Annotated in this window: 17 protein-coding genes and 2 tRNA genes; 13 read left to right on the plus strand and 6 right to left on the minus strand. The window is 59.7% G+C overall.

Features of this window, described 5'->3' with window-relative positions; genetic code table 11:
• Nucleotides 1–142: 142 nt before the first annotated feature.
• Both ACNYC6_RS07305 and ACNYC6_RS07310 read left to right on the plus strand, forming a co-directional pair.
• Nucleotides 143–1858, plus strand: a complete 1716-nt coding sequence (locus tag ACNYC6_RS07305) for a proline--tRNA ligase (RefSeq protein WP_419711729.1) — start codon at nucleotides 143–145, stop codon at nucleotides 1856–1858.
• A 17-nt stretch (nucleotides 1859–1875) separates the two neighbouring features.
• Nucleotides 1876–2829: a hypothetical protein gene (locus ACNYC6_RS07310; RefSeq protein ID WP_419711730.1), complete on the plus strand. Its 954-nt coding sequence runs from the start codon at nucleotides 1876–1878 to the stop codon at nucleotides 2827–2829.
• A 96-nt stretch (nucleotides 2830–2925) separates the two neighbouring features.
• Here the strand turns inward: ACNYC6_RS07310 and dinB are convergent, their stop codons facing one another.
• A complete protein-coding gene (dinB, locus tag ACNYC6_RS07315; RefSeq protein WP_419711731.1) occupies nucleotides 2926–3987 on the minus strand; it encodes a DNA polymerase IV in 1062 nt (353 codons plus the stop codon).
• Nucleotides 3988–4285: 298 nt separating this feature from the next.
• On the opposite strand from dinB, the gene ACNYC6_RS07320 reads away from it, so the two are divergent.
• The 4 genes from ACNYC6_RS07320 to ACNYC6_RS07335 all read left to right on the plus strand — a co-directional run bounded on the left by ACNYC6_RS07320 (nucleotide 4286) and on the right by ACNYC6_RS07335 (nucleotide 8877).
• Nucleotides 4286–4362: transfer RNA gene (locus tag ACNYC6_RS07320), tRNA-Met, on the plus strand.
• Between the two features lie 219 nt (nucleotides 4363–4581).
• Nucleotides 4582–4658 (plus strand) — tRNA-Met (locus ACNYC6_RS07325).
• Between the two features lie 278 nt (nucleotides 4659–4936).
• Nucleotides 4937–7579, plus strand: a complete 2643-nt coding sequence (mprF, locus tag ACNYC6_RS07330; RefSeq protein WP_419711732.1) for a bifunctional lysylphosphatidylglycerol flippase/synthetase MprF — start codon at nucleotides 4937–4939, stop codon at nucleotides 7577–7579.
• Nucleotides 7579–8877, plus strand: a complete 1299-nt coding sequence (locus tag ACNYC6_RS07335; protein ID WP_419711733.1) for an AcvB/VirJ family lysyl-phosphatidylglycerol hydrolase — start codon at nucleotides 7579–7581, stop codon at nucleotides 8875–8877. The genes mprF and ACNYC6_RS07335 overlap by 1 nt, the downstream gene beginning before the upstream one ends.
• A gap of 64 nt (nucleotides 8878–8941) precedes the next feature.
• Here ACNYC6_RS07335 and ACNYC6_RS07340 read toward each other — a convergent pair whose 3' ends face one another.
• A complete protein-coding gene (locus ACNYC6_RS07340; RefSeq protein ID WP_419711734.1) occupies nucleotides 8942–10843 on the minus strand; it encodes a potassium transporter Kup in 1902 nt (633 codons plus the stop codon).
• Between the two features lie 292 nt (nucleotides 10844–11135).
• On the opposite strand from ACNYC6_RS07340, the gene rimO reads away from it, so the two are divergent.
• The 6 genes from rimO (at nucleotide 11136) to tsaA (ending at nucleotide 16181) form a co-directional block, all read left to right on the plus strand.
• A complete protein-coding gene (gene rimO / locus ACNYC6_RS07345; RefSeq protein WP_419711735.1) occupies nucleotides 11136–12473 on the plus strand; it encodes a 30S ribosomal protein S12 methylthiotransferase RimO in 1338 nt (445 codons plus the stop codon).
• A 123-nt stretch (nucleotides 12474–12596) separates the two neighbouring features.
• Nucleotides 12597–13070, plus strand: a complete 474-nt coding sequence (locus ACNYC6_RS07350; protein WP_419711736.1) for a GNAT family N-acetyltransferase — start codon at nucleotides 12597–12599, stop codon at nucleotides 13068–13070.
• Between the two features lie 126 nt (nucleotides 13071–13196).
• Entirely contained in the window at nucleotides 13197–13907 is a 711-nt protein-coding gene (locus ACNYC6_RS07355) for an rRNA pseudouridine synthase (RefSeq protein ID WP_419711737.1), read from the plus strand.
• A gap of 75 nt (nucleotides 13908–13982) precedes the next feature.
• Nucleotides 13983–14453 carry a DUF1456 family protein gene (locus ACNYC6_RS07360; protein ID WP_338585081.1) on the plus strand — a complete coding sequence of 157 codons (471 nt, stop codon included), beginning with the start codon at nucleotides 13983–13985 and terminating at the stop codon, nucleotides 14451–14453.
• Nucleotides 14454–14590: 137 nt separating this feature from the next.
• The gene (locus ACNYC6_RS07365) at nucleotides 14591–15361 is read left to right on the plus strand and encodes an SDR family oxidoreductase (RefSeq protein ID WP_419711738.1); all 771 of its coding nucleotides are present in this window, start codon (nucleotides 14591–14593) and stop codon (nucleotides 15359–15361) included.
• A gap of 121 nt (nucleotides 15362–15482) precedes the next feature.
• Complete coding sequence (gene tsaA / locus ACNYC6_RS07370; protein ID WP_419711739.1) at nucleotides 15483–16181, plus strand: tRNA (N6-threonylcarbamoyladenosine(37)-N6)-methyltransferase TrmO; 699 nt, start codon at nucleotides 15483–15485, stop codon at nucleotides 16179–16181.
• A 67-nt stretch (nucleotides 16182–16248) separates the two neighbouring features.
• Here the strand turns inward: tsaA and fpr are convergent, their stop codons facing one another.
• Nucleotides 16249–17028 (minus strand): ferredoxin-NADP reductase, encoded by a 780-nt coding sequence (fpr, locus tag ACNYC6_RS07375; protein ID WP_008054100.1) that lies wholly within the window; start codon nucleotides 17026–17028, stop codon nucleotides 16249–16251.
• A gap of 133 nt (nucleotides 17029–17161) precedes the next feature.
• Between fpr and ACNYC6_RS07380 the strand changes: the two genes are divergently transcribed.
• Nucleotides 17162–18088 carry a LysR family transcriptional regulator gene (locus ACNYC6_RS07380; RefSeq protein WP_075946790.1) on the plus strand — a complete coding sequence of 309 codons (927 nt, stop codon included), beginning with the start codon at nucleotides 17162–17164 and terminating at the stop codon, nucleotides 18086–18088.
• Here the strand turns inward: ACNYC6_RS07380 and ACNYC6_RS07385 are convergent.
• The 3 genes from ACNYC6_RS07385 to ACNYC6_RS07395 form a co-directional block, all read right to left on the minus strand.
• Nucleotides 18085–18447 (minus strand): diacylglycerol kinase, encoded by a 363-nt coding sequence (locus ACNYC6_RS07385; RefSeq protein WP_419711740.1) that lies wholly within the window; start codon nucleotides 18445–18447, stop codon nucleotides 18085–18087. The genes ACNYC6_RS07380 and ACNYC6_RS07385 overlap by 4 nt on opposite strands.
• A 76-nt stretch (nucleotides 18448–18523) precedes the next feature.
• Nucleotides 18524–19174, minus strand: coding sequence for a response regulator transcription factor ErdR (gene erdR, locus ACNYC6_RS07390; protein WP_175389034.1), 651 nt, complete (start codon nucleotides 19172–19174; stop codon nucleotides 18524–18526).
• A 219-nt stretch (nucleotides 19175–19393) separates the two neighbouring features.
• Nucleotides 19394–20137, minus strand: coding sequence for a tRNA-uridine aminocarboxypropyltransferase (locus ACNYC6_RS07395; RefSeq protein ID WP_419711741.1), 744 nt, complete (start codon nucleotides 20135–20137; stop codon nucleotides 19394–19396).
• Nucleotides 20138–20299 lie beyond the last annotated feature (162 nt).

The raw sequence follows: 20299 nt of genomic DNA on the forward strand, positions 1-20299 counted from the left end.
ATGCATCTGTAGGAAACAAGACCGATGGAGGAACGATTCCCGCCCTCCTGCCACACCGCCGACCGCACGCCTGTACGACAGCGGATCTCGCCCGTACAATGCTCCGTCATTTCTCGTCATCAGCAATCGATAACGGCCAACCATGCGCACCAGTCAATTTTTGCTCGCCACACAGAAAGAAACGCCTTCCGACGCGGTCGTGATCAGCCACCAGCTGATGCTGCGCGCCGGCATGATCCGCAAACTCGCCTCGGGCCTGTACACCTGGTTGCCGATGGGCTTGCGAGTGATGCGCAAGGTCGAAGCCGTCGTTCGCGAAGAAATGAACGCCGCCGGCTCGCTCGAAGTGTTGATGCCGAGTACTCAACCGGCTGAACTGTGGCAGGAATCGGGTCGCTGGGAAGAGTACGGTCCTGAACTGCTGCGCTTCAAGGATCGCCACGGTCGCGATTTCTGCGCCGGCCCGACTCACGAAGAAGTCATCACCGACCTGATGCGCAACGAGCTAAGCAGCTACAAACAGCTGCCGATCAACCTGTACCAGATCCAGACCAAATTCCGTGATGAGATCCGTCCACGCTTCGGCTTGATGCGCGGCCGCGAATTCATCATGAAGGACGCCTACTCGTTCCATGCTGACCAGCCATCGCTGCAGGTCACTTACGACCGCATGCACCTGGCGTACTGCAACGTGTTCACCCGTCTGGGCCTGAAATTCCGCCCTGTGGAAGCTGACAACGGTTCCATCGGCGGCGCCGGCTCCCACGAATTCCATGTCCTGGCCGAGTCCGGCGAAGACGATATCGTCTTCAGCAACGGCTCCGACTACGCCGCGAACATCGAGAAAGCCGAAGCTGTGCCACGCGAAACCTCGCGTGCCGCACCGAGCGAAGAGCTGCGCTTGGTCGACACCCCAGATACCAAGACCATTGCCGCACTGGTGGAAAAATTCAATCTGCCGATTGAAAAGACCATCAAGACCCTGATCGTGCATGCCGAGGAAGAAGGCAAGTTGATTGCCCTGATCATCCGTGGCGACCACGAACTCAACGAGATCAAGGCTGCGAACCAGCCAGGCGTGGCCAGTCCGCTGGTGATGGCCAGCGATGCCGAACTGCGTGACGCCATTGGCGCTGGCGCCGGCTCCCTCGGCCCGCTGAACCTGCCACTGCCGATCATCATCGACCGTTCCGTCGAGCTGATGAGCGACTTCGGCATCGGTGCCAACATCGACGACAAGCACTACTTCGGCGTGAACTGGGAGCGCGACTTGCCGGTTCCGACCGTTGCCGACCTGCGTAACGTGGTCAGCGGCGACCCAAGCCCGGACGGCAAGGGCACTCTGGAAATCAAGCGCGGCATCGAAGTCGGGCACATCTTCCAGCTGGGCAACAAGTACAGCAAGGCGATGAAATGCGAAGTGCTGGGCGAGAACGGCAAGCCGGTCACCCTGGAAATGGGCTGCTACGGCATCGGCGTTTCCCGCGTGGTCGCGGCTGCCATCGAACAGAACAACGACGACAAAGGCATCATCTGGAGTGACACCCTGGCGCCATTCCAGATCGCCCTGGTGCCGCTGCGCTACGAAACCGACCTGGTTCGCGAAGCCACCGACAAGCTGTATGCCGAACTGACGGCGGCAGGCTTCGAAGTACTGCTGGACGACCGCGACAAGAAAACCAGCCCGGGCATCAAGTTCGCGGACATGGAGCTGATCGGCATTCCACACCGGATCGTGGTCAGCGACCGCGGCCTCGCCGATGGCAACCTGGAATACAAGAGCCGTACCGAGGCCGAGCCGCAAGCGCTGCCGGTTGCTGACGTACTGTCGTTCCTTCAGGCCCGTATCCGCCGCTGAAACCAGATAGAGACGTCATGTTCAAGCGAAACACCTTAGGCCTCGGTGGTGCCGCCCTGTGCGGCACCCTGCTGGTCAGCGGCTGTGCCAATCACATGTCGCAACGCAGCGAGCACGAGGAACGTGTCGAGCGCAAACTGCTCGATCACAGCTTGCAGATCGATGTTGGTGAGCCCAAGGTGCTTGAGCTGCCGCAACGCCGGGTAAAAATCCACGAGCAAAAGACCTTCGAAATCACCGAGTTCGAAGTCACGCGCCATTACGATCGCTACACGCCTTACCAACCCTGGCGGGAGATCTATGAGATCCCGCTGGGCGCGGTGGCGGTGGTCGGTGGTGTCGGCGCGAACGTGGTCAACGTGTTCGCCCTCGGCAATCTTCCGGATAGCGTGACCAAAGACTGGTTCAGTTACGGCTTTGCCGGGCTCAACCCGTTCATGAACGTGCAATCCAACGGTCGTGCGCAACAAAACCTGGCCGGGATCGACGAAGTCCAGCGCGACAAGCGTACGGAATACTCGAGCCTGCCGTGGAGCGAGCGTCCGGTCGAGGTCAAGGCCGGCAAGGAAACCTTCGAACTGAGCACCGACAAAAACGGCGTCCTGCGCCTGAACCTGTTGGACAGCCCTTTCGCGGAACACGACCTCAATCATCTGAGCAAACTGCAGATCAATGTCGAGGATGCCAAGGACGACGTGCATAGCGACTCGTCCCTGGCACTCAGCAGCAGCCTGCGCGGCAAACTGCTCGAAGCCCACGGACTGATTTACGACGACCTCGAAGACGACGAAGTGAGCCAGTGGGTACACCGGGTCAAACGCCTGTCGGAACTGGGGTTGGAGGAAGAAGCCAGCGAGCTGGAGCAGAGCCTGATCGAGCTGACCCGTAACGATCCTGAACTGCAGACCGAATTTCTCAAGTCCTTGACCAGAGATGCCGGGCGATTGGTGGCGGATCCGGGGCCGAACTAGCCCCACACTGAAAGAACGCAGCCTTTGGCAGCGCCTACAGAGGAACGCATTCCCATGTAGGTGCTGTCAAAGGCTGCGATCTTTTGCATTTAGCGCTCAACGCTCAAACAACTCCATCTGCTCAAACCCGCCCCGCAAATCCTCCAGCCTCACCCCCACCCCCAACAACCGTACCGGTTTGCCGCCGCGATTGAACGCCTGGGTCAGCAATAGCTGATAACTGCCCAAATCCCGCCCTGCCCCGGCCTGCTCCAGCGTGGTCTGGGTGAAATCATGAAACTTCACTTTGACGAACGGCTTGCCCGGCCGGTAGCTGCTGTCGATTCGTGCCATGCGGGTTTTGAGGGTTTCCAGCAATTCCGGCAATTTATCCAGGCAACTGTGCAGATCCGGCAGATCGACATCGTAGGTATTTTCGACACTGATCGACTGCCGGCGACTGTCGTTATGCACCTGGCGGTCATCGATCCCACGGGCCAGGCTCCACATTCGCTCACCAAAGCTGCCAAATTCGCGCACCAGCGCCAACTTGTCCCACTCGCGTAATTGCGCACAATCAACGATGCCCAATTTGCCTAACTTGTCGGCGGTGACTTTACCGACCCCGTGAAGCTTGCTGACCGGCAGACCACTGACGAAGTCCTCGACCTGATCCGGAGTAATGACGAACAGACCGTTGGGTTTTTTCCAGTCGCTGGCGATCTTGGCGAGAAACTTGTTCGGCGCCACGCCGGCCGAAACGGTGATGTGCAACTGATTCGAGACCCGCCGACGGATGTCCTGGGCGATGCGCGTGGCGCTACCACCGAAATGCGCGCAGTCCGACACATCGAGATAGGCCTCGTCGAGGGAAAGCGGCTCAATGATGTCGGTGTAATCGCGAAAGATCGTATGAATTTCCTTCGACGCTTCTCTGTAAGCCTCCATCCGCGGCCTGACGATGGTCAGGTCGGGACACAGTTTCAACGCATGCCCGGAGGACATGGCCGAACGTACGCCATAGGCCCGAGCCTCATAATTACAGGTAGCAATCACCCCGCGTCGATCTGGCGAGCCGCCCACTGCCAGTGGTTTGCCGGCTAGGTTCGGATCGTCACGCATTTCGATGGCGGCGTAGAAACAGTCACAATCGACGTGGATGATTTTTCGCTGGGTCATATGAAAGCAGTTTAAGGGTGAAGAAATGGCGGCATGCCGTGTCTGAAAAGCAGTATCTCACTGACACCTGTATATAGCACCAGTAGTGTGAATGTTCTTCTTCCCCCGTAGGAGAAACCCTCTGAATTTATTTTTTCAATCGCATAGCAGGTGCTAATAGAGCCGCAAGCCTTGCCACGCCTACCTCTCAGGCCAACCAATACCGAGGCAGATGACCTAAGCGATTGAACCTGAAGAGGTTTTACTGAGGTTGGCGGTTGACACCCCGTCGATCCTCTGTAGAATGCCGACACACAGACGCGGGATGGAGCAGTCTGGTAGCTCGTCGGGCTCATAACCCGAAGGTCGTCGGTTCAAATCCGGCTCCCGCAACCAAACATCAAAAAAGGCTACTCGAAAGAGTGGCCTTTTTTGTGCGCGCCCGTTTTGCAGAATGCTGATTTCATGGCTGCACACGGCCGGAATGAGAATTCGTTCAGATTCCGAAACTTAGGCGAGCCTGCGACCGTTTGCCGCGTTTATACGTTTATTTGACCCGAGTCGGTTTTAACGGTTGACACCCCGGCGTATCTCTATAGAATGCCGCCACACAGACGCGGGATGGAGCAGTCTGGTAGCTCGTCGGGCTCATAACCCGAAGGTCGTCGGTTCAAATCCGGCTCCCGCAACCAAACATCAAAAAAGGCTACTCGAAAGAGTGGCCTTTTTTGTATCTGTTGAAAAAGTCCTTTCGCAACAATGATCTGTCACCGTGTGGTGAGCCGCTGGGGGTCACCCATGCGCCGAGTTCAGACTATGCTCAATCGCAGACTCAGCCCTCTCCGACTGATGATATGCAATCACCGACCGCCGGTGATTGGCGTTAATATTTGTGATTATTTTTTTCTACAGGGATTGGTAACTTGGCTGGATACCTCCATCCTGTCGCGCACAATCCAAGAGGTGATTGATGCGCGCCAACTCGTCTGATTCACAAGACACCGTCACAGCAACACAACCGATCAAGGCCGAGCGGTTGCGCTTGCTTGATCGCGTCAGCAAATACCGTCAGTCCATCGGCCTGGCGATCACGCTGCTGTTGTTTACGATTGCGCTGATTGCCTGTCGTCATCTGCTGAGCGAACTCGATCTGGACGCTCTGCACGACTCAATCCTTGAAATCCCCAAACCGGCCTTGCTCGGTGCGTTCGGCGCGACCGTCTTGGGTTTCATCATCCTGCTGGGTTATGAATGGTCGGCCAGTCGATACGCCGGCGTGACCCTGGCACCGCGCACCCTTGCTTTGGGCGGGTTCACCGCCTTCGCCATCGGCAATGCCATCGGTCTTTCGATGCTGTCGGGCGGCTCGGTTCGCTACCGTCTATATGCACGCCATGGGCTGGGGGCCACTGAAGTCGCCCACATGACACTGTTCGCCAGCCTCTCGCTCGGCTGCGCCCTGCCGCCGCTCGCCGCCCTAGCGACGCTCAGCAACCTGCCAGCCGCCGCTGTCGCACTGGGTCTCTCCGAAACCTTGCTGGGCGCCGTTGCGGGCGCCGTGCTGCTACTGTTTTGCGTAGTAGCCGTCGGGATTTACCGTCGTCGCCTGCCGGAGCAACCTTACGCCGACAACCTGCTGGTCAGAGTCGGCCGTCGTACCTTGCGCCTGCCCGGGCGCCGCCTGACCTTCCTGCAACTGGTGATTACCGCACTGGATGTGGCAGCCGCCGCCACCGTGCTCTATCTGTTGCTGCCGGAAGCACCACCCTTCGGCGCCTTCCTGCTGGTTTACCTCCTGGCGCTGGCCGCCGGGGTGCTCAGCCATGTGCCGGGCGGTGTCGGGGTGTTCGAAGCGATTTTGCTGGCGGCGTTCTCCGACAAGCTCGGTGCTGCGCCTCTGGCGGCCGCCCTGCTGCTCTATCGCCTGATTTATGTGGTGCTGCCGATGCTGGTGGCGTGTCTGTTTCTGCTGATCAGCGAAGGGCAGCGCTTGTTCCAGACGCGTCAGACTCTGCGCGCAGCTTCCGGCCTGGCCGCGCCGATCCTGGCGGTGCTGGTATTCCTGTCTGGCGTGGTGCTGCTGTTCTCCGGAGCCACCCCGGAAATCGACACCCGCCTGGAACACATCGGCTTCCTGATCCCGCACCGTCTGGTTGATGCCTCGCACTTTGGTGCCAGCCTGGTCGGCGTGCTGTGCCTGTTGCTGGCCCAGGGCTTGCGTCGCCGACTGTCGGCAGCCTGGATGCTGACCACCATTCTGTTGCTGGTCGGCGCCCTGCTCTCCCTGCTCAAGGGTTTCGACTGGGAGGAAGCCAGCCTGATGGTGCTGACGGCAAGCCTGCTAGGGGTTTTCCGGCGTTCGTTCTATCGCCCGAGCCGCCTGACTGAATTGCCGTTCTCGCCGCTGTACCTGGTGGCGAGCCTGTGCGTTCTCGGCGCATCGATGTGGCTGCTGCTGTTCGCCTATCAAGACGTGCCGTACAGCCATCAACTCTGGTGGCAGTTCACCCTCGACGCCGACGCCCCTCGTGGCTTGCGCTCGCTGCTCGGCGCCGCCGTGTTGCTGGTGGTGGTGTCCCTGACCTGGCTGCTGCGCACCGCCCGCCCGGTGATCCACCTGCCGACACCCGATGAACTGGAGCGCGCAAGCAAGATCCTCATGGCTTCGGCACAACCGGACGGCGGCCTGGCCCTGACCGGTGACAAGGCGTTGCTGTTCCACCCCAACGACGAAGCGTTCCTGATGTACGCCCGCCGTGGCCGCAGTCTGGTGGCGCTGTATGATCCGATCGGCCCGGGCCAGCAACGGGCGGAAATGATCTGGCAGTTCCGCGACCTGTGCGACATCCATCACGCCCGCCCTGTGTTCTATCAAGTGCGTGCGGAGAACCTGCCGTACTACATGGACATCGGCCTGACCGCGATCAAGCTCGGCGAAGAAGCCAGGGTCGATCTCAAACGCTTTGATCTCGAAGCCAAAGGCAAAGAGATGAAGGACCTGCGCTACACCTGGAACCGTGGCACCCGCGATGGTTTGTCGCTGGAAATCCATGAGCCGGGCCAGGCGCCGATGGATGAGCTCAAGGTGATTTCCGATGCCTGGCTGACCGGCAAGAACGTGCGCGAGAAAGGCTTCTCCCTCGGCCGTTTCAGTGATGATTACCTCAAGCATTTCCGCATTGCGGTGATCCGTTTCGAAGGGCGCCCGGTGGCGTTCGCCAACCTGCTCGAGACCTACGGCCATGACCTGGCCAGCCTCGACCTGATGCGCGCGCACCCGGACGCCCCCAAGCTGACCATGGAGTTCATGATGGTCGGCCTGATCCAACATTATAAGAGTCACGGATACGCGCGCTTCAGCCTGGGCATGGTGCCGTTGTCGGGGTTGCAACCCCGTCGCGGCGCACCGCTGACCCAGCGCTTGGGCTCGATGGTATTCCGCCGTGGTGAGCAGCTCTACAACTTCCAAGGCTTGCGCCGCTTCAAAGACAAGTTCCAGCCTGACTGGGAACCCCGTTATATGGCCGTACCTGCCGGACTCGATCCGCTGGTTGCTTTGGCCGACACTGCTGCCCTGATCGCGGGCGGCTTGACTGGATTGGTGAAACGCTGATGATTCAACGCTCCCTGAAGTACATCCTGGCCGTACTGATTGTGCTGGCCGTGATTCTCGGTGGCGGTTTCTGGTACCTCAAACGCCCGGCACCGGAACCGACCCTCGAACAGCTCACCCCGGCCGATGGCGCCGCCATGACCCGCGTCATTCCTGGCACGACGCCGAAGGCTCAGGTGCTAGTGGCGGTCAACGACGACCAGAAGCTCAATGACAAGCAACTGACCACCCTGAGCCGCAGCGCCTCGGCGCAAATCGTCCAGGTGATCCTGCCCAAGGACTGCCTGCTGCAAAGCCGCGCCCTGCAAGCCGGCCTGCGCGAATTGAAAGGCCCGGCAACGCTGGTCAGCGGCATCGGCCCGGGCGCCGTGCTGGCGTGGCGCTGGTTGTCGGAACAGAAGAACGACAAGGCCCAGGCCATTTCGGTGGACCTGGCCCTGGAAAAACCCGGTGGCTGCACTCACCTGCTGCCGAAAAGCGCCGCCCACGGCCATTGGCTGGTGGCCTGGAACGACAGCCCGGACGATACCAGCGCCGGCTTCGTGCGCGACCAGCCCAACGCCGAAACCAGCATCAGCGACTACGACATCAACCTGCCGCAAGTGCTGAACAACGAACTGCGCAAAATCCTCGTCGGCGGTGACAAAGCTGCGGGCGGTCTGCAGATTCCGGTGGTTGAAGTGCCGGCCGGCCAGGCCAAGGACACCGTGACTCTGTTCCTGTCCGGTGATGGCGGCTGGCGCGATCTCGACCGCGATGTTGCAGGCGAAATGGCCAAAATCGGCTATCCCGTGGTCGGCATCGACACCCTGCGCTACTACTGGCAGCACAAGAGTCCCGAGCAAAGCGCCCTGGACCTGGCAGAACTGATGCAGCACTACCGGCAGAAATGGGGCACCAAACGCTTCATCCTGACCGGTTACTCGTTCGGTGCCGACGTCTTGCCGGCGATCTACAACCGACTGGCCGAATCGGAACAGAATCGCGTCGACGCAATCATCCTGCTGGCCTTCGCCCGCACCGGCAGCTTCGAAATCGAAGTCGAAGGCTGGCTCGGCAACGCCGGCAAAGAAGCCGCCACCGGCCCGGAAATGGCCAAGCTGCCCGCCGCCAAAGTGGTGTGCATCTACGGTGAAGAAGAAGTCGATGAGAGCGGCTGCACCGACAAGACCGTCGTGGGCGAAGTCATCAAACTGCCCGGCGGCCACCACTTCGATGAGAACTACCCGGCGCTGGCACAGCGATTGGTGGGCGTGATCGAAAAGCGTCAAGCGCAGGACACGGAAGCTCAGGAATAAGCTGAACAACGCCTGTAAAAAAGCCCCCGCAGTCTTTTGATTGCGGGGGCTTTTTGTTGGACGCTTACATTTCCACCTGCGTCCCCAGCTCGATCACCCGATTCAGCGGCAGGTTGAAGAAGCGCAGGTTGCCGTTGGCGTTCTGCAACATGAAGGCGAACAGCGCCGCACGCCAACGCGACATGCCTACAAGTTTAGAGGCGATGACCGTCTCGCGGCTGAGGAAGTAGGTGGTGCGCATCGGGCCGAAATCCAACTCTGGGAGATGGCACAGTTTCAGCGCCTTCGGTACGTCCGGTTCATCCGTGAAACCAAAGTGCAGGATGACCCGGAAGAAACCTTCACCATGGGAATCCACCTCGAAGCGCCGTGAAGGTGGCACACGCGGGATGTCTTCGTAAACCACCGTCAGCAACACCACCTGTTCGTGCAGCACCTGGTTGTGCAGCAGGTTGTGCAACAGCGCGTGGGGCACGGCATCCGGGCGCGCTGTCAGGAACACGGCGGTGCCCTGGACCCGGTGTGGCGGTTGTACGGCGATACTGCTGATGAAGATCGGCAGCGGCAATCCACCCTCATCGATGCGATCGACCAGCAACTGCTTGCCGCGCTTCCAGGTGGTCATCAGCACGAACAGCGCGAGACCGGCGATCACCGGGAACGCACCGCCCTGGGCAATCTTCGGCACGTTGGCGGCAAAGTACAAACCGTCGACGAACAGAAAACCCAGCAGGAGCGGCGCCACAAGGAGCGGCGGCCATTTCCACAGCAACAGGATCACGGCCGATACCAGAATGCTGGTCATCAGCATGGTGCCGGTCACGGCCACACCGTAGGCCGAAGCCAGCGCGCCCGAGGATTCAAAGCCCAGCACCAGCAAAACCACGCCGACCATCAGCGACCAGTTCACCGCACCGATGTAGATCTGGCCCTGCTCGGCGCTGGAGGTGTGCTGGATGCGCATGCGCGGGATGTAGCCGAGCTGAATCGCCTGGCGAGTCAGCGAGAAAGCCCCGGAGATCACTGCTTGCGAAGCAATCACTGTGGCCATGGTCGACAGGCCGACCAGGGGAATCAACGCCCAACTCGGCGCCAGCAGATAGAACGGGTTGCGCGCGGCTTCCGGATCACCGAGCAGCAAGGCGCCCTGACCGAAGTAATTGAGCACCAGCGCCGGCAGCACCAGAATGAACCACGCACGGGCAATCGGCTTGCGGCCGAAGTGGCCCATGTCGGCGTACAACGCTTCGGCACCGGTCAACGCCAGTACCACCGCACCCAGGATTGCCACGCCCATGCCCGGGTGAACGATGAAGAAACGCACGCCCCACACCGGGTTCATCGCTTGCAGCACTTCCGGGTGCTGAATGATCCCATGGACACCCAATGCCCCCAGCACCACAAACCAGGTGACCATGATCGGTCCGAACAGAATGCCAATGCGCGCGGTGCCATGACGCTGGATGAGAAACAACGCGACCAGCACCACCAGCGACAGCGGCACAACCCAATGGTCAATGCCATCGAATGCCAGCCCGAGCCCCTCAATGGCCGACAGTACGGAAATCGCCGGGGTGATCATGCTGTCGCCATAAAACAGCGCCGCGCCGATCAGCCCGCAAACCACCAGGAATCCACGCAACTTCGCATGCCCCGCCGCCGCCCGCCGGGCCAGCGCAGTCAAGGCCATGATCCCGCCTTCGCCCTGGTTGTCGGCGCGCAAGACGAACATCATGTACTTGATCGACACGACCCAGATCAGCGACCAGAAGATCAGCGATAGAATTCCCAACACGCCGTCATGGTTGACCGGCACGCCATAGCCACCAGAGAACACTTCTTTGAGGGTGTACAAAGGGCTGGTGCCGATATCGCCATAAACCACCCCGACTGCCGCGACCAGCATACCGATCGGTTTGGCCGCCGAATGACCGACCCCGTCAGCCTGACTACTTGCCTGCCCCATCCACCACTCCTGATTCCCAGACCCGGCTTCTTTGAAAGAAGCACTATGCTTTGTCACGCAGCATGCGCTGTTTTACTTCACGTTACAGACGTTTTGTTGACAGTAAAAAATCGGTAAAGCCCAACGGCGCGAAGCATAGCGCAGCACTCGTCGTATTTCCCTGCATAAAGCTGGTCAAGTGAACGTCTCATCGCTAGAATTGCGCACTTTTTGATCAGAGGCGCAGTTCAAGCGCCCGTCCGTCGGTTTTGCCCACCCCGGCAAGCGGCGTCACAAAATACCGAGGTTAGACATGTCCACCACTCCCGCGCCGGCCAATCCAAAGGTTGGCTTCGTATCCCTGGGTTGCCCGAAAGCTCTGGTCGACTCCGAGCGCATCCTTACCCAGCTGCGCATGGAAGGCTATGACGTCGTGTCCACTTATCAGGACGCCGATGTCGTGGTGGTCAACACCTGCGGTTTCATCGATTCGGCCAAGGCTGAATCCCTGGAAGTGATCGGCGAAGCCATCAAGGAAAACGGCAAGGTCATCGTGACCGGCTGCATGGGCGTCGAAGAAGGCAACATCCGCGACGTACACCCGAGCGTGCTGGCCGTGACCGGTCCGCAGCAGTACGAGCAAGTGGTCAACGCCGTGCACGAAGTCGTGCCGCCGCGTCAGGACCACAACCCGCTGATCGACCTGGTGCCGCCACAAGGGATCAAACTGACCCCGCGCCACTACGCGTACCTGAAGATTTCCGAAGGCTGCAACCATAGCTGCAGCTTCTGCATTATCCCGTCGATGCGCGGCAAACTGGTCAGCCGTCCGGTCGGCGATGTCCTGGACGAGGCCCAGCGCCTGGTCAAGTCCGGCGTCAAAGAGCTGCTGGTGATTTCGCAAGACACCAGCGCCTACGGCGTCGACGTGAAATACCGCACCGGCTTCTGGAACGGCGCGCCGGTGAAAACCCGCATGACCGAACTCTGCGAAGCCCTGAGCACTCTTGGCGTCTGGGTTCGCCTGCACTACGTTTACCCGTACCCGCACGTCGACGAGCTGATCCCGCTGATGGCCGCCGGCAAGATCCTGCCGTACCTGGACATCCCGTTCCAGCACGCCAGCCCGAAAGTGCTGAAGTCGATGAAACGCCCGGCGTTCGAAGACAAGACCCTGGCGCGCATCAAGAACTGGCGCGAGATCTGCCCGGACCTGATCATCCGTTCGACCTTCATCGTCGGTTTCCCCGGCGAAACCGAAGAAGACTTTCAGTACCTGCTGAACTGGCTGACCGAAGCCCAGCTCGACCGCGTCGGCTGCTTCCAGTACTCGCCGGTCGATGGCGCTCCGGCCAACGACCTGGATCTGGAAATTGTTCCGGATGACGTCAAGCAAGACCGTTGGGAGCGTTTCATGGCGCACCAGCAGGCCATCAGCTCGGCGCGCCTGCAAATGCGCATCGGCCGTGAAATCGAAGTGCTGGTCGATGAAGTCGACGAGCAAGGCGCGGTCGGCCGCTGCTTCTTCGACGCCCCGGAAATCGACGGCAATGTATTCATCGACAACGGCAGCAACCTGAAGCCGGGCGACAAAGTCTGGTGCAAAGTGACTGACGCCGACGAATACGACCTGTGGGCTGAACAGATCTAAACGCAAAAAATACGAAAAGCCCCGCTCTCTTGACGAGATGCGGGGCTTTTTTACAGCTATCGTTTGGTGAGGAACGGATTCTCATCTTTTACAGCCGGTTGAAAAAATAAGGAGCAGGCGGGCATGCGCCAACATTCGGTCGTCCATACACCGAAACAAAGCGATTACGAAGAACTGACCCAGGTCTGGGAGGCCTCGGTCCGTGCCACCCACGATTTCCTACCGGGCAGCTACATCGAGTTGCTGAAAAACCTCGTGCTGACCCGCTACCTCGACGCGGTGATGCTGATTTGCACCAAAGACGCCCACCAGCACATCACCGGGTTCGCCGGGGTCGCGGCGGGCAAGATCGAAATGCTCTTCATCGACCCGGCGCATCGCGGCCAGGGTCTGGGCAAGAAATTGCTGCGCTACGCGATGGAGAATCTCAATGCCGATGAGCTGGACGTCAACGAACAGAACCCGCAGGCCCTGGGCTTTTACTTCAAGCAGGGTTTTGAGGTGATCGGTCGTTCGGAAGTAGACGGCATGGGGCAGCCGTATCCCCTGTTGCACATGCGGATGCGCCAGCCGCAACAATTGACACGCAATGGCTGACCCAATGCGAAACCAATGCAGGAGCGAGCAGGCTCACTCCTACAAAAAAGTATTACCAAAATGGAATCGGGATTAACCGACGCCAGGCAGGTACAATGCCCACCCCTTTTTTGTTACGGCCCTGTCATGACCGACCCGATTCGTCTCTCCAAACGCCTCATCGAACTCGTCGGCTGTTCCCGTCGGGAGGCTGAGCTGTTCATCGAGGGCGGCTGGGTCACCGTCGACGGCGAAGTCATCGACGAGCCGCAGTTCAAGGTCGGCGCGCAAAAAGTCGAGCTGGATCCAGAGGCCAAGGCCACTGCGCCGGAACCGGTGACTATCCTGTTCAACGTGCCAGCCGGCATGGACGCGGACACCGCCATGGCAACCATCACCGCCGAAACCCTGAGCGAAGAACACCGCTACGGCAAACGCCCGCTCAAGGGCCACTTCCAGCGCCTGACCGCCAGCACTGACTTGCAGGCAAACGCCAGCGGCTTGCTGGTGTTCACCCAGGACTGGAAAATCCTGCGCAAGCTCACTGCCGACTCCAACAAGATCGAGCAGGAATACGTGGTCGAAGTCGAAGGCAACATGGTCGAGCATGGCCTCAACCGCCTGCAGCACGGCCTGACCTACAAGGGCAAGGAGCTGCCGCCGGTCAAGGCCAGCTGGCAGAACGAAAACCGTCTGCGCTTCGCCATGAAGAACCCGCAACCGGGCGTGATCGCCCTGTTCTGCCAGGCCGTCGGCCTGAAGGTCGTGGGCATCCGCCGCATCCGCATCGGCGGCGTGTCCATCGGCAAAGTGCCCGTGGGGCAATGGCGCTACTTGTCCGGCAAAGAAAAGTTCTAAGGCTTTTCACGCCGCCACACATTTCGGCGTCGCGCCTGGCCGCGATGCCCACAGCTGAATATCAGGACTGCCCACATGATTCATAACGACGTACTGCGCAGCGTGCGCTACATGCTCGACATCAGCGACAAGAAAGTCATCGAGATCATCAAGCTCGGTGGCATGGATGTGAAACTCGAAGACCTGCTGACTTACCTCGACAAGAAAGAGGAAGACGAGGAAGGCTTCGTACGCTGCCCGGACGAAGTCATGGCGCATTTCCTCGATGGCCTGGTGATCTTCAAGCGCGGCAAGGACGAAAGCCGTCCGCCGCAGCCGATTGAAGTGCCGGTGACCAACAACATCATCCTGAAAAAACTGCGCGTGGCCTTCGAATTGAAGGAAGACGACATGCACGCGATCCTCAAGGCCGCCGAGTTCCCGGTGTCCAAGCCTGAGCTGAGCGCGCTGTTCCGCAAGTTCGGCCACACCAACTACCGCCCGTGCGGCGACCAATTGCTGCGCAACTTCCTCAAGGGCCTGACCCTGCGTGTTCGCCCGCAGTAAGCCCTGCGCCCTCCTTGGGCTGCAAACGCGCAGCTCAAGGCCAGGCCATATGGCCTCTCATTCCGCTCAAAAATAGTGGCTCCGCTTCTGGCGGCTGACGACTAGGGTGTATAGACCCTCAGTTCTCAGGACTCGTCATGCATCCCTACTTTTCCCTGCAAGGCCGCACCGCTCTGGTGACCGGCGGCACCCGTGGCATCGGCAAAATGATCGCCAAAGCCTACGTCGAGGCAGGTGCCACCGTGTACGTCTGTGCCCGCGATGCCGAAGCCTGCCAGCAAACGGCTGACGAACTCGGTGCGTTCGGACGCTGCTACGGCGTGGCGGCCAACCTCGCCACCGAAGCAGGCGTGTTGCAATTGGCCACGCGACTCGGCGAGCAAATCAGCCATCTCGACATTCTGGTGAACAACGCCGGCACCACGTGGGGCGCGCCACTGGAGAGCTACCCGATCAAGGGTTGGGAAAAGGTCATGCAGCTCAACGTGACGTCGGTCTTCAACTGCATCCAGCAATTCCTGCCGCTGCTGCGCAAGGCGGGTTCACCGGCAAATCCGGCACGCATCATCAACATCGGTTCGGTCGCAGGGATTTCATCGTTCGGCGAGCAGGCGTATGCCTATGGGCCGAGCAAAGCGGCATTGCATCAACTGTCGCGGATTCTGGCGCGGGAACTGGTGACCCAGCACATCAACGTCAACGTGATCGCACCGGGGCGCTTTCCGAGCAAGATGACCCAGCACATCGGTAATGATGAACAGGCATTGGCCGAGGATTCGGCGTTGATCCCGATGAAGCGCTGGGGGCGCGAGGAAGAAATGGCGGCGCTGGCGATCAGCCTGGCGAGTACTGCCGGGGCGTACATGACAGGGAACATCATTCCTCTGGATGGCGGGTTCAGCCTTTGAAAGATCGTAGCCTGCGGCAGCGCCTGCACTGGACGAACTCCTCAGTAGGCGCTGCCAAAGGCTGCGATCTTTTGCTCTTTGCGGCATCATGCCCTACCTGATTGCGCCTCGACCCCAGACCATGACCTACAGCGTTTCCCCCATCGGCTTCGTGCGTTCCTGTTTCAAGGAGAAGTTCGCCATCCCGCGCCAACCGCAACTGGCTCCAGCCGCGCGCGGTGTTCTGGAACTGGTGGCGCCATTCGACCAGGGCGATGCGGTGCAAGGGCTGGAACAGGTCAGCCATGTCTGGCTGCTGTTCCTGTTTCATCAGGCACTGGAAGAAAAACCACGCCTCAAAGTCCGCCCGCCTCGCCTGGGCGGCAACAAGTCGATGGGCGTGTTCGCCACCCGCGCGACTCATCGTCCCAATGGCATCGGTCAGTCAGTGGTCAAACTGGACAAGGTCGAAGCCAATCGCCTGTGGATATCCGGCATCGACTTGCTGGACGGCACGCCGATTCTCGATATCAAACCCTACGTGCCTTACGCCGACATCATCGACAGCGCCTCCAACAGCATCGCCAGCGCCGCGCCGCAACTGATTGCCGTGCAGTGGACGGATGTCGCACTGCAACAGGCTCATGGGCACGCTCAGCGCCTGGAAGAGCCACTGGTCGAGCTGATCGAGCAATGCCTGGCACAAGATCCGCGCCCGGCGTATCAAACGCCTGCACCGGAACGGGAGTACGGCGCGCAGTTCTGGGATATCGATGTGCGCTGGCACTACCCGACACCGGAGCTGATCCGCGTTCTCGAAGTCATTCCCGCGAAAGCCTGAACGCCAGACACGAAAAAGCCCGCATGACCTTCCCAGGTCATGCGGGCTTTTCAGATGCGCTGCGAATCTATTTCTCGACGAACGCACGCTCGATCAGGTAATCACCCGGCTCGCGCATCCGTGGCGAAACCTTCAGGCCGAAGCTGTTCAGCACTTCGCTGGTTTCGTCGAGCATGCTCGGGCTGCCGCACAGCATGGCGCGGTCGTCCTGCGGGTTGATCGGCGGCAGGCCGATGTCGCTGAACAGCTTGCCACTGCGCATCAGGTCGGTCAGGCGGCCTTCGTTTTCGAACGGCTCGCGGGTCACGGTCGGGTAGTAGATCAACTTGTCACGCAGCGCGTCGCCGAAGAACTCGTTCTGCGGCAGGTGCTCGGTGATGAACTCGCGGTAAGCGACTTCGTTGACGTAACGCACGCCGTGGCACAGGATCACTTTTTCGAAACGCTCGTAGGTTTCAGGGTCCTGAATGACGCTCATGAACGGCGCCAGACCGGTACCGGTGCTGAGCAGGTACAAATGTTTGCCAGGCTTCAGGTCATCGAGCACCAGCGTGCCGGTAGGCTTCTTGCTGATGATGATCTCGTCGCCTTCCTTCAGGTGCTGCAACTGGGAAGTCAGCGGGCCATCAGGCACCTTGATGCTGAAAAACTCGAGATGCTCTTCCCAGTTCGGGCTGGCAATCGAGTAAGCGCGCATAAGCGGGCGGCCGTTGGGCTGTTGCAGGCCGATCATCACGAACTGACCGTTCTCGAAGCGCAGGCCCGGATCACGGGTGCACTTGAAGCTGAACAGAGTGTCGTTCCAGTGATGAACACTGAGGACACGCTCGTGGTTCATGTTGCTCATGTACGTGGGACTCCTGGGGATTGGTCTGCGCATGCGCTGCTAAAGAGGCGGTGCGCAATTGCATCGCATTCTAATAGCAGTAACAATATCTGTTAAATGGATTATTAAGATAAGGGTTATCGGTTATATCGATATGCGATTTACTCTCCGTCAACTTCAAGTATTCGTCGCCGTCGCCCAGCAGGAAAGCGTATCCCGTGCTGCGGGCCTGCTCAACCTCTCGCAATCGGCGGCGAGCACCTCCATCACCGAACTGGAGCGCCAGTGCAGCTGCCAGTTATTCGACCGCGCCGGTAAACGGCTGAGCCTCAACGCCCTCGGCAAACAACTGTTGCCGCAAGCGGTGGCTCTGCTCGACCAGGCCAAGGAAATCGAAGACCTGCTCAACGGCAAATCCGGTTTTGGTTCTTTGGCCGTGGGCGCGACCCTGACCATCGGCAACTACCTGGCCACGCTGTTGATCGGCAGCTTCATGCAGCGCCACCCGGAAAGCCAGGTGAAACTGCACGTGCAGAACACTGCCAACATAGTGCAACAAGTGGCCCACTACGAAATTGATCTGGGTCTGATTGAAGGCGATTGCAGCCACCCGGACATCGAGGTGCAGAGCTGGGTCGAAGATGAGCTGGTGGTGTTTTGCGCGCCACAGCATCCGCTGGCCAAACGCGGCACCGCAACCATGGATGAGCTGAGCCACGAAGCCTGGATTTTGCGTGAGCAAGGTTCGGGCACGCGACTGACTTTCGATCAGGCCATGCGTCATCACCGCAGCGCGCTGAACATCCGCCTGGAGCTTGAGCACACCGAAGCGATCAAGCGCGCGGTGGAATCGGGTCTGGGGATCGGCTGCATTTCGCGCCTGGCGCTGCGGGACGCGTTCCGTCGAGGCAGCCTGGTGGCGGTGGAAACGCCAGACCTGGACCTGGCGCGGCAGTTCTACTTCATCTGGCACAAACAGAAATACCAGACCTCAGCGATGCGTGAGTTCCTCGATCTGTGCCGCGCCTTTACCGCCGGGGTCCAGCGCAGCGACGAGATCGTGTTGCCGACAATCGCTTAAAGCAGAATCAATGCCCACACCAGACCAATCATGGTCAACGCCACGAGTTGCGCGGCGCTGCCCATGTCCTTGGCGTTCTTCGACAGCGGATGCCGCTCAAGGGAAATGCGGTCGATAGCCGCTTCCACCGCCGAATTGAGCAGTTCGACGATCAAGGCCAGCAGGCACACGGCGACCAGCAGCGCTTGCTCGACGCGGCTGACGTTCAGGAAGAACGACAGCGGAATCAGGATGACGTTGAGCAACACCAGCTGCCGGAAAGCCGCCTCGCCGGTAAAGGCTGCGCGCAGACCATCAAAGGAATAGCCGGAGGCGTTGAGAATACGTTTCAGGCCGGTCTGGCCTTTGAAAGGAGACATAGAGTGGGCAACTGACCAATAAAGGAGTGAGAAAGCTAGATTAACCAAAGTCAAAAAAGCGTGAATATGCCAACCCTTAGTGGCTCGAAATTGACTCAAGTTGTTGCAGCAGCAACGCCGCCTGAGTCCGGGTCCGTACGTTCAGTTTACGGAAAATCGCGGTTACGTGAGCCTTGATGGTCGCTTCGGAAACGCTCAACTCGTAGGCAATCTGCTTGTTGAGCAAGCCTTCGCAGACCATGGTCAACACCCGGAACTGCTGCGGCGTCAGGCTGGCAAGCCCTTCGCTGGCAGCCTTGGCCTCATCGGAAACACTGACCGCTTCGAATGCCTGCGGCGGCCAGTACACGTCGCCATCCAGCACCGCACGCACGGCTTTCTGGATCACGCTGAGGTCGCTGGACTTGGGAATAAAGCCGCTGGCGCCGAATTCACGGGACTTGACCATCACCGAGGCTTCTTCCTGGGCCGAAACCATCACCACCGGAATCTGTGGGTATTGCCCGCGCAGCAGCACCAGGCCGGAAAAACCGTACGCACCCGGCATGTTCAGATCCAGCAGTACCAGATCCCAGTCGGATTTTTCGGTGAGGCGGGTTTCCAGCTCCGCAATGCTCGCCACTTCCACCAGACGGACATCCGGGCCAAGGCCCAGGGTCAACGCTTGATGCAAGGCAGAACGAAAAAGTGGGTGGTCATCGGCAATCAGGATTTCGTATGTGGCCATTTTTCAAATGATCCTGTTCTTCTAACAACTCGAGGTGCAGCCACGGAGCTGCACCTGGGGGCACGTTCAACGCCAATACGTGGCAATTCACGTAGCTATTCACATAAGAATACGGCGTATCAAACTTCGGCCGCGCCCTGATCGGCGCCAAGCATGCCCAGCGAAACCGGGGTGGTCAAGCTACATGGCCAGTACAGTCTTTTGCAGTATGGGCGACAATCAGCCCATGACCGGGGCAAGGTTCTGCACAAACGGCAGCAGCTCGGCATGCGCTGGCGTTTCGACGTTCATTTCCAGCTGCCGCTTGGCGTCGAGGTAATGCTGACTGAACACATCGAAATAAGCGTCCAGTGCCGATGCCGCTTGCACATCGCCCGCCAGATCGAGACACAGCGCCGCGACTTCCGCGGTGCACAAGTGCTCGCTGCGGGTAGATCGACGCAATTGGTAGCGTGAGAGTTTCTCTGGCAACAGGCTGAGGATCGGCAACCCGTCGAAGTAAGGACTTTTACGGAAAATCTTCCGCGCTTCGGTCCAGGTCGCGTCCAACAGAATGAACAGCGGCCGCTTGGCGCCATCCACCGCCACACTGTGGGTCACGCGCTCAGGCTCGACATATTCCCCTGGAAATACCAGGTAAGGCTGCCATTGCGGGTCGGACAACAGCGCCAGCAATTGCTGATCGACCTCGGTCCGCGACCAGATGAACGCGTGGTTATCGCGCACCACATCGGCAATCAGCCAACCGGTGTTGCTCGGTTTGAACACTTCCTTGCCGGTCATGATCAGGCAAACCCCGGAACGGGTCTCGACCTGTGGGCGCCAAGCGCACAAGCAATGGCTCTCGATCACACGGCAGTTACGGCAACGGGGTGCGCGCCAGCCGCGGGCCTGAATCGGCTTGATACCTTCGTCTTCGCGCTGATCGCGCAGGCGGGCTACGGCGTTGGGGGCATGGCTCATCGCAGGGGACGCCGACAAAACAGGAAAATCGACACGAAAAACACTCGGCAAGGCAAAAAGTCCCGGCAGTTTACCAGACCGGTTGGCGCAAACCTGTACCGTCCAGGCCACCTCCCCTATAATTCGCGGCCACTGAACGCACCGTCACGTGATGGGTCAAAC

It is taken from the genome of Pseudomonas sp. NFX224, from assembly GCF_048565165.1.
Lineage (GTDB): Bacteria > Pseudomonadota > Gammaproteobacteria > Pseudomonadales > Pseudomonadaceae > Aquipseudomonas.